Here is a 9,267-nt window from a genome sequence, read left to right on the forward strand (position 1 = left end):
TTCCAAATGACAATAGATGATATATTTGCTGTAGGTAAGGGTGTTCTTATAGGAAGACCAGAATAATAAAGGCAAAGTAGTGATATTAATATCCGATGATTATCATTTTATAACATGAAAGTTAACGGAAATAAATTACATACTGCTATAAGATATGGAGTATCTTAAGCAATAGTGGTAGTCATTGGATAAATACAAAAATAAAATATTTGGAAAGACAGGTGTAAAAAATGAAAATAGTTGACGTTATTTGTGCAGAAGGAAAAACTGGATTTTATTTTGATGACCAAAGAGCAATAAAAAAAGGAGCAAAGCATGATGGATTTACATATGTAGGAGAGCCTGTAACAGACGGCTTCACTAATGTAAGACAGGCAGGAGAAGCTATATCTGTTATGTTAGTGCTTGAAGACGGTCAAGTAGCATATGGAGATTGCGCTGCTGTTCAATATTCAGGAGCAGGCGGAAGAGACCCACTATTTTTAGCAAAAGACTTTATACCAGTAATAGAAAATGAAATAGCACCAAAGCTTATAGGAAGAGAATTAAACAGCTTTAAAGCTCTTGCTGAAGAGTTTGATAATATGAAAGTTAACGGCAATAGATTACACACTGCTATAAGATATGGAATATCTCAAGCAATACTTGATGCTGTAGCAAAATCACAAAAAATAACTATGGCTGAAGTTATAAGAAATGAATATAATCCAGAAGCTGAAATAAAAAGAGTTCCAATATTCACTCAATCTGGTGATGATAGATATGATAACTCAGACAAAATGATCATAAAAGGTGCAGATGTAATGCCTCATGCACTTATAAATAACGTAGAAGAAAAGCTTGGATTAAAAGGTGAAAAGTTATTAGACTATGTTAAATGGTTAAGAGATAGAGTGCTACAATTAAGAACAACAGAAGAATATAATCCAATATTCCATATAGATGTTTATGGAACAATTGGTGCTGCATTTGACTGCAACATAAAAGTTATGGCTGATTACTTAGGAACTTTAGAAGAAGTTGCTAAGCCATTCCAATTAAGAATTGAAGGACCTATGGATGTAGAAGATAGACAAAAACAAATGGAAGCAATGAGAGATTTAAGAGCTGAAATTGATAGCAGAGGAATAAAAGTTGAATTAGTTGCAGATGAATGGTGCAATACTGTTGAGGATGTTAAATTCTTTACAGATAATAAAGCTGGACATATGGTTCAAATCAAAACTCCAGATCTTGGAGGAGTTAACAATATAGCTGATGCTATAATGTACTGCAAAGAACATGGTATGGGAGCTTATTGTGGAGGAACTTGCAACGAAACTAATAGATCTGCTGAAGTTACAACAAACATAGGTATGGCTTGTGGAGCAAAACAAGTACTTGCAAAACCAGGAATGGGTGTAGACGAAGGCTATATGATAGTTAACAATGAAATGAATAGAGTACTTGCATTAATAAATAGAAGAAATAAATAAGCAGGTTATTAATTAAGAAAAGGCAGCTTTAAAAAGCTGCCTTTTCATGTATTTTTATTTAACTACATCATCCATTGAATATAGGCCTTTTCCTTTGCCGTACATAAATTGACACGCTTTAAGAGCGCCTACAGCGAATACTTCTCTTGAAATCGCATAGTGATTAACTTCAATGACTTCTCCTTGTCCTGCAAAGATAACTTCATGATCTCCAACTATGCTTCCACCCCTAACCGCATGTATTCCAATTTCCTTAGGGCTTCTTTTGGATATTCCTTCTCTTCCATGAACAAATATAGTTTCTTCAGGTAGTGATTCTTTTATTGTATTTGCAAGTAGAAGAGCAGTCCCACTTGGTGAGTCGACTTTTTGATTATGGTGCTTTTCTATTATTTCTATATCAAAGTCTTTATAAAGTAGTGCACTTATGCTTTTTAAAACTTTATTTACTACATTAATTCCTATAGACATATTTGCTGAACGGAATACAGGAATTTCTTTAGATGCTTCTTTGATTTTTAAAATTTGCTCATCACTGAAACCTGTTGTACATAATATGATACCTACATTTTTTTCTTTAGCATATTTAAGAAGACTATCTAATGCATCTGGTCTTGAGAAGTCAACAATTACATCTGCATCAATAGTACAATCAGCAATGTTTGAAAATACAGGATAAGTATTTTGTTGGTTACTTTTATCAACACCTGCTACGATGCTTAAGTCTGAGAAGTTGGATACTATATTTGAAATAACCCTTCCCATCTTTCCGTTACATCCACTTAGTATAATTCTAACCATTGTAAACCTCCTAGTAATTAATTAAAAATAAAATGTGTTAAAATTATAGCATCAAATAATATGAGAATTATGTCTTTATTCTATAAAGTTTATCTTCATATTATATGATGCTACGCTTAAGATTATAATTTTATTTTAAAAGCCCGTAATTTTTTAATTCTTTCTTTAGAACTTCTAGATTTGCATCAGTCATATCGCATAATGGAAGTCTTAAATTTCCAACATTCATTCCTAAAACATTCATAGCTGTTTTAACAGGTATAGGATTTGTTTCTATGAATAAAGAATTTGTTAAAGCAAGAGAATCTAATTGTATTTTTAAAGCCTCTTTAGTTTTACCAGCAAGATATAATTCGCACATATCATGAGTATCTTTAGGAATTATATTTGCAAGTACTGATATAACACCTACACCGCCTAAAGATAGTATAGGGATTATTTGATCATCGTTTCCAGAATATATATCAAGTCTGTCGCCGCATAAAGCTTTTATTTCAGCTATTTGGCTTATATTTCCACTTGCTTCTTTAACAGCAATTATATTATCGAATTGGCATAGTTCTTTTAGTGTTTTTGGAGTAATATTCATGCCTGTTCTTCCAGGAACATTATAAACAATTATAGGAGTCTTAACACTTGTAGCTATAGCTTTAAAATGCTCTACAAGACCTTTTTGTGTAGTTTTATTATAATAAGGAGTTATTACTAAAAGTCCGTCTACACCTATACTTTCAGCCCATTTGCTCATGTTTATTGATGCAGCAGTATTGTTTGTTCCTGTTCCAGCTATTACAGGAATTCTTTTATTTACTATGTCTACTGTGAATTTTATTGTTTCTTTTCTTTCTTGTTCGCTCATTGTAGATGCTTCGCCAGTGGTACCACAAACTATTATAGCATCTGTGCTTGACTTAATGTGCCATTCAAGTAGTTCTTCTAATTTTTTAAAATCTACTCCTGTTTCATTAAATGGAGTTACTATAGCAACACCGGAACCTTTAAATAAACTCATACAAACACCTCATCTAAAATATTTTTATATACATAAGTAATTTATGTTTTAGATTCATATAAATTACTTATTTTCACTAATTATATATTCGGCTATTTGAATAGCGTTAGAAGCTGCTCCTTTTCTTATGTTATCTGCTACAACCCATAAGTTTAAGCCATTATCAGTACTAAAGTCTCTTCTAATTCTTCCAACAAAAACTTCATCACGACCTGCAGCATCTATAGGCATTGGGTATTCAAGATTTTGAACATCGTCTTTTAAGATTACTCCTTTTGAGCTCCTATATAATTCAAATACATCATTTAATTCAAATTGATTTTTTAATTCTACATTGATGCTTTCGCTGTGACCATAAACTACAGGCACTCTAACTGTAGTAGCTGTGATTTTTAAGTTATCATCATGTAATATTTTTTGTGTTTCGCTAATCATTTTCATTTCTTCTTTTGTGTATCCGTTATCCATGAATACATCTATGTGAGGAATAACATTACCAGCTATAGCATAAGGGAATTTTTTTGGTGCAGTACCTTTATAACCTTCGAATAAGTCATTATAACCACCCATTCCAGCACCAGATACAGCTTGGTAAGTTGAATATATTATTCTGTCTATTCCATATTTATCATGTAAAGGCTTTAGTGCAACTACTGCTTGAATTGTAGAGCAATTAGGATTTGCAATTATCCCTTTATTCCATTTGATATCCTCAGGATTTACCTCAGGTACAACTAGAGGAACTTCAGGGTCCATTCTCCAAGCACTGCTATTATCTATAACAGTAACGTTATATTTAGCGAATATAGGAGCAAAGGCTTTACTTACATCTCCACCAGCGGAAAATAGTGCGAAATCTATCTTCTTATCTTTAATGTTAGCTTCTTTTAGTTCTTCAACAATAACATCTATATCTTTAAATTTTATCACTTTTCCAGCAGATTTTGCAGATGCATAAAGATAAATTTTATCCACTGGAAAATTTCTTTCTTCTAATACCTCTAAAAATTTTCTTCCAACCATGCCTGTACAGCCAACTACTGCTACATTGTATTTCATTTTAAATACCCCCTAAAATTTTATTTATAGTTTATTGCAAAATCTCAAGCACATTAAAACTTAAGATTTTGTATGCCTGCTTAAAGGTTTCCACTCAGCTAATTATATTATATGTTGAATTTTTGCATAAATTATTGCTAAAATTGCTTAATATATTGCAAAAAGTGCTTTAAATTAATTATATTATATGAAACTCCTTCTCCTATCGTCGAATGAGTACTCGCTGAGTAAGCGACTCGCTCCAAATCAGAGATTTGGGTTCGCTGCTTAACCGACCATATCAAAATCACAGATTTTGTATGCCTGCTTAATTGTATATAATTTCTAGAAAAATAAAAGCAGCAAAGGAACACCTCTGCTGCACAAAAAATACAATGCAACTCTGTGTACCTTTGTAGCTCTCCACCTCCATAAATGAAACCATACAAAAATCGTATAGCTAAGTTATTGTATAAAACAAAAACTTAAGTGACAACCTTACACATATTATGTGCAAAGCCAGAGAATAATTCCGCCGAATTATTTTCTTCGGCCATAATTCCTTTCTCTATTTCTTAGCGTCTGCCGACTAAAAATAAATACTATTAATTACAGCACCTCTACCCTAAGGCAAGTATCGTTATTAAATTACAATTAGTTTAACATACGTAATTATACATTTCAAGTTTTTTTTATGCATACATATGACTATTTTTAGAAGTTTTATAGAGATCACTTGAATAAAAACCTAGTAAACCACCAATAATGTATAATATGTAAAAAAATCCATAAAGATCTAACTTGAAAGCATAAGGAGGTAATTTATTGAAGATCAAAAAGATTGAATTCATAATAATAGTTCTTACTATTTTTTCTTTATGGGGATGTGGAAAAAGCACAATTAAAACCAATTCGGAGTCAAATAAAAATGATAGTGAACAGTACATAAGTATTATATTAAAAGATGAACCACAAATTTTAGACCCATCTAAATCAACTGATAGGTACTCATCTCAAATTCTCTTCGAGGTTAACGAATCCTTAACAAGAGTCGAGGAAGATAAGGATGGCAAAAATATAGTCAAGCCTGCTGGTGCTGAAAGATGGGAAGTGTCTCCAGATCAATTGAAATGGACATTCTACTTAAGAGATAATCAATGGTCTGATGGTAAGAAGGTAACAGCTAAGGATTATGAATATGGAATTAAGAGAACGCTAGATCCAGCCATTAAATCACAAAATGCATTTTTATTATATCCAATAAGAGGAGCTAAGGAATATAATGTTTTGGAAGCATATAAGGCTAGCAATATATCCTGGAACAAGTTAGGGGTAAGGGCGCTAGATGATAAAACATTAGAAATTACACTAGAAAGACCTTGTGCATATTTTTTAAAGTTAACAAGCTATGAAATAATGCAGCCTCAAAGAAAGGATATTGTAGAAAAGTATGGAGATAAATATGGAACTGAGGTGAATACACTACTTTTTAATGGTCCATTTTTAATAAAGCAGTGGACTCATAACAAAGAACTAGAGTTGATAAAAAATAACTTATATTGGGATGCTAAATCTGTTAAGCTTGAAAAAATAATAATGAAAATAGAAAAAAATGACACAGATATAATGAAAGAATTTCTAAACGATTCGCTAGATCTGGCAGGTGGTGTATCACCAGAATGGAACAATAAGCTTAACAAGAAGGATGAAATTGATATTTTAAAAGTAGAGGAACCATCTATAAATTGTGAAATTTACAATCAAAATAATAAGATATTTAGTAACCCAAAGGTCAGAAAAGCTTTCTCATTAGCTGTAGATAGGGAGGCTATCAGTAAAGATTTATGGAAGGGGCTATATGCTCCAGCTTATGGGTGGGTACCGCCATCTGTGCAGATAGGAGAGGAAGGTTTTAGGGAAAAAGCTAACTTTGAGCCAATAAAAGAGTTAAAGAAGGAATATCCGGATGCTAAGAAAATTTTAATTGAAGGGTTAAAAGAACTGGGGATGGAGGCAGATACAAGTAAAATCACAATAAGTTATTTGCAAGCGGGGTCAGATATAAATCAAAGAAATATAGCGGAATTCTTTCAAAAAATGTACTGTAAAAATCTTGGAATAAATTTGAAAATAGAATATGTTGATTATCCAGTATTCCAAAAAAGAATAAACTCAGGTGAATATCAACTGGCTAGTATAGTTTGGACAGGGGATTACAATGACCCCTCTGCTGAATTAAACCTATGGATCGCTAGCGCAGGTATTATATCAACTGGATGGTCAAATCCTATATATGATTCACTAGTAGGAAAAACAAGTAGTATTGAGGTGAATGGAAATGAAGAGAGATTTGAAGCCTTAAAAGAGGCTGAAAGCATACTTGTATTAAAAGATGCAGTAATTTCACCTATTGTATATAGGAATAGACAAATCTTAAAATATAAATATGTAAAAGGTGTAATGACACCGTTATTCGGGCCAGATGTTGAATTAAAATATGCTTATACTAGTGGTAGAAATAATTAATGGTAAAGGTGATGTTAATGATGTATATTTATGCATTAAGAACATCACCTTATTAGATTTGGCCAATTTTTATTTTTAACCAATATTACGACGTATAAATAACTTATTAAATGTAAAAAATAATAAACAGAAAAGTGGGAGGGTGGTATAATATGACAAAAACACCATTAAAAAAGGTTATAAAAGCTAAATTAAAATCTCATAGAGAGTTAACGGAAGCAGAGAAGCTTAGGGAGAAATTAAAATATGAAATAGCAGAAGAGTTAGGACTAAAAGATAAGGTAGATAAGTATGGGTGGAGCGGTTTAACTGCTGAGGAAACAGGGAGAATAGGCGGCATAATGACTAAGAGAAAAAAAGAGTTAAACATTCCTAAAAATGAAGTTATTTTAAATGAGCAAAGATATGGATTATAAGAGAGCTATATATAAGTTTATGTTAATAAGCTAGATTATTGACTTATGTATTAAAAATATATAATATTAATTGGTAGATAATTTAGAAGTGTATTTTATTAACTTTGAGGGGAAATTAATATGGAATGTTATAAAGAATTTGCTCATATTTATGATGAGCTTATAAATAGTGACATAAATTATAAGGAATGGGCAAGTCAGATATTAAAGATATGCGATGAATTAAAGGTAAATAGAAAAGATTATTTAGATCTTGCATGTGGTACAGGAAATATTACAGGAGAAATTGTATCTGAATTTAATAATACCTGGGCTGTTGACTTATCTTATGATATGCTTACAGAAGCAGAGACTAAATTAAGAGGTAATAGAAATAATATCAAATTTGTTTGTCAAGACATAACTGAATTGAACTTAAATAGAAAATTTGATTTAGTAACTTGTTGCTTGGATTCTACAAACTATATATTAGAAGATAGTAGTTTAAAAGAATACTTTTCAAGCGTTTTAAATCATTTAAAGGATGAAGGCATTTTTATATTTGATATTAATTCATATTATAAACTTACAGAAGTTCTAGGGAATAATGTCTATAATTATGATGATGAGAATGTTACTTATATTTGGCAGAACTCTCTTGAGGATGATATTGTGGACATGTATCTTACTTTTTTTGTTAAGCAAGGAGAACTGTATAAAAGATTTGATGAGCAACATAGTGAAAGGGCTTATAGATGCGAAGAAATAGAAACAATCTTAAAGGAAATAGGGTTTGAAATAGTTATGAAAATGAATAATTATGAGGATAGAGATATAGAGGACATAACAGAAAGAATAGTTTATGTGGTGAAAAAAGCAGGTTAAAATCCTAAATAGACTTTAACGAGCAATTTGTGAGCGGGAGCAAACGGGTTAAATTACCACGTGTTTCCGACTAAAAGGAGGAAAAAAATGAAAGATAAAATAGTGAGAGCTACAGCTCAAAATGGTGATATTAGAATAATAGCGGCAATAACAACTAACCTTGTAAATGAAGGTGTTAAAGTTCATAATTGTGCTCCTACAGCAGCTGCAGCACTTGGAAGAATGCTTACAGCAGGAAGTCTTATGGGGGCTATGCTTAAGTCAGAAAGCGATTCTTTAACTTTGAAAATTTCTGGAGGAGGAGATGCTCAAGGTGTTGTAGTAACATCTCATGCTGATGGACATGTAAAAGGGTATATTGGCAATCCTCAGGCTGATTTGCCTCCAAATGAAAAAGGAAAGCTTGATGTAAGTGGAATTATAGGGAAAGATGGTAATTTGTTTATCATAAGAGATATGGGATTAAAAGAACCTTATATTGGCCAGGTACCTATATACACAGGTGAAATAGGTGATGATTTAGCATATTACTTTACAGTTTCAGAACAAACTCCATCTGCAGTAGGATTAGGGGTACTTGTAGATAAAGATTTAAGTGTAAGTGCAGCTGGTGGATTTATAATTCAAATGATGCCAGGAGCAAATGAATTAGTTGCAGATATAATAACCTATAGACTTCAAGAAATACCTTCTATAACGGAAATGATAAGTAAAGGGATGAATATAGAAGAAATCTTAAATTTCATATTTGATGATATGGATTTAAAGATATTAGAGGATATGGAACCTTCATATAAATGCGATTGTTCTAAAGAAAGAGTTGAGAGAGCATTAATTAGTATAGGAGAAAAAGATTTACAAGACTTGTACAATGAAGGAAAAGAAGAAGAATTAAAATGCCATTTCTGTAATAAAAGCTATAGATTTACTTCAGAGGAAATTGGTGAACTTCTTAAATTTGCTAAAGCAAAATAGAACTATATAACTTTAATTCGTAAAGTAAGATAATACGACGTATTATAAAAATTATGCGACGCAAAATTTTTATCAGAGGACAATTGACAGAGGACAGAGGACAGTGAAGGAGGATTTTTCTCCACTATGTTACGAAAAGTCTTTAATTATATTATAAGTC

General features: G+C 31.6%; 8 protein-coding genes and 1 riboswitch. Of the genes, 5 read left to right on the top strand and 3 right to left on the bottom strand.

What is annotated here, in order from left to right:
• The first annotated feature begins 230 nt into the window (after positions 1-230).
• On the top strand, positions 231-1,475 hold the full coding sequence (locus I6U51_RS18130; protein ID WP_211143985.1) for a methylaspartate ammonia-lyase: 1,245 nt from the start codon (positions 231-233) through the stop codon (positions 1,473-1,475).
• Between the two features lie 54 nt (positions 1,476-1,529).
• On the opposite strand, the gene dapB is transcribed toward I6U51_RS18130, so the two are convergent.
• The 3 genes from dapB to I6U51_RS18145 all read right to left on the bottom strand — a co-directional run bounded on the left by dapB (position 1,530) and on the right by I6U51_RS18145 (position 4,347).
• Positions 1,530-2,276, bottom strand: coding sequence for a 4-hydroxy-tetrahydrodipicolinate reductase (dapB, locus tag I6U51_RS18135; RefSeq protein ID WP_211143986.1), 747 nt, complete (start codon positions 2,274-2,276; stop codon positions 1,530-1,532).
• A 130-nt stretch (positions 2,277-2,406) separates the two neighbouring features.
• Positions 2,407-3,288 (bottom strand): 4-hydroxy-tetrahydrodipicolinate synthase, encoded by an 882-nt coding sequence (gene dapA / locus I6U51_RS18140; protein ID WP_211143987.1) that lies wholly within the window; start codon positions 3,286-3,288, stop codon positions 2,407-2,409.
• Positions 3,289-3,351: 63 nt separating this feature from the next.
• The gene (locus I6U51_RS18145; RefSeq protein WP_211143988.1) at positions 3,352-4,347 is read right to left on the bottom strand and encodes an aspartate-semialdehyde dehydrogenase; all 996 of its coding nucleotides are present in this window, start codon (positions 4,345-4,347) and stop codon (positions 3,352-3,354) included.
• Between the two features lie 387 nt (positions 4,348-4,734).
• Positions 4,735-4,957: riboswitch (Lysine riboswitch) on the bottom strand.
• Positions 4,958-5,151: 194 nt separating this feature from the next.
• Between I6U51_RS18145 and I6U51_RS18150 the strand changes: the two genes are divergently transcribed.
• The 4 genes from I6U51_RS18150 to hslO all read left to right on the top strand — a co-directional run bounded on the left by I6U51_RS18150 (position 5,152) and on the right by hslO (position 9,107).
• Positions 5,152-6,852 carry a peptide ABC transporter substrate-binding protein gene (locus I6U51_RS18150; RefSeq protein WP_211143989.1) on the top strand — a complete coding sequence of 567 codons (1,701 nt, stop codon included), beginning with the start codon at positions 5,152-5,154 and terminating at the stop codon, positions 6,850-6,852.
• A gap of 152 nt (positions 6,853-7,004) precedes the next feature.
• Positions 7,005-7,268 (top strand): alpha/beta-type small acid-soluble spore protein, encoded by a 264-nt coding sequence (locus tag I6U51_RS18155; protein WP_178909733.1) that lies wholly within the window; start codon positions 7,005-7,007, stop codon positions 7,266-7,268.
• A 120-nt stretch (positions 7,269-7,388) separates the two neighbouring features.
• Positions 7,389-8,132 carry a class I SAM-dependent DNA methyltransferase gene (locus I6U51_RS18160; protein WP_211143990.1) on the top strand — a complete coding sequence of 248 codons (744 nt, stop codon included), beginning with the start codon at positions 7,389-7,391 and terminating at the stop codon, positions 8,130-8,132.
• 87 nt (positions 8,133-8,219) lie between these two features.
• Positions 8,220-9,107 (top strand): Hsp33 family molecular chaperone HslO, encoded by an 888-nt coding sequence (gene hslO / locus I6U51_RS18165; RefSeq protein ID WP_211143991.1) that lies wholly within the window; start codon positions 8,220-8,222, stop codon positions 9,105-9,107.
• Positions 9,108-9,267: the final 160 nt, after the last annotated feature.

Source organism: Clostridium aciditolerans, assembly GCF_016316925.1.
GTDB lineage: Bacteria > Bacillota > Clostridia > Clostridiales > Clostridiaceae > Clostridium_AM > Clostridium_AM aciditolerans.

Coding starts and splice junctions, on each gene's coding strand:
- I6U51_RS18145 (WP_211143988.1), bottom strand. CDS start 4,347: ATGAAATACAATGTAGCAGTAGTTGGCTGTACAGGCATGGTTGGAAGA.
- dapB (WP_211143986.1), bottom strand. CDS start 2,276: ATGGTTAGAATTATACTAAGTGGATGTAACGGAAAGATGGGAAGGGTT.
- I6U51_RS18155 (WP_178909733.1), top strand. CDS start 7,005: ATGACAAAAACACCATTAAAAAAGGTTATAAAAGCTAAATTAAAATCT.
- dapA (WP_211143987.1), bottom strand. CDS start 3,288: ATGAGTTTATTTAAAGGTTCCGGTGTTGCTATAGTAACTCCATTTAAT.
- I6U51_RS18160 (WP_211143990.1), top strand. CDS start 7,389: ATGGAATGTTATAAAGAATTTGCTCATATTTATGATGAGCTTATAAAT.
- hslO (WP_211143991.1), top strand. CDS start 8,220: ATGAAAGATAAAATAGTGAGAGCTACAGCTCAAAATGGTGATATTAGA.
- I6U51_RS18130 (WP_211143985.1), top strand. CDS start 231: ATGAAAATAGTTGACGTTATTTGTGCAGAAGGAAAAACTGGATTTTAT.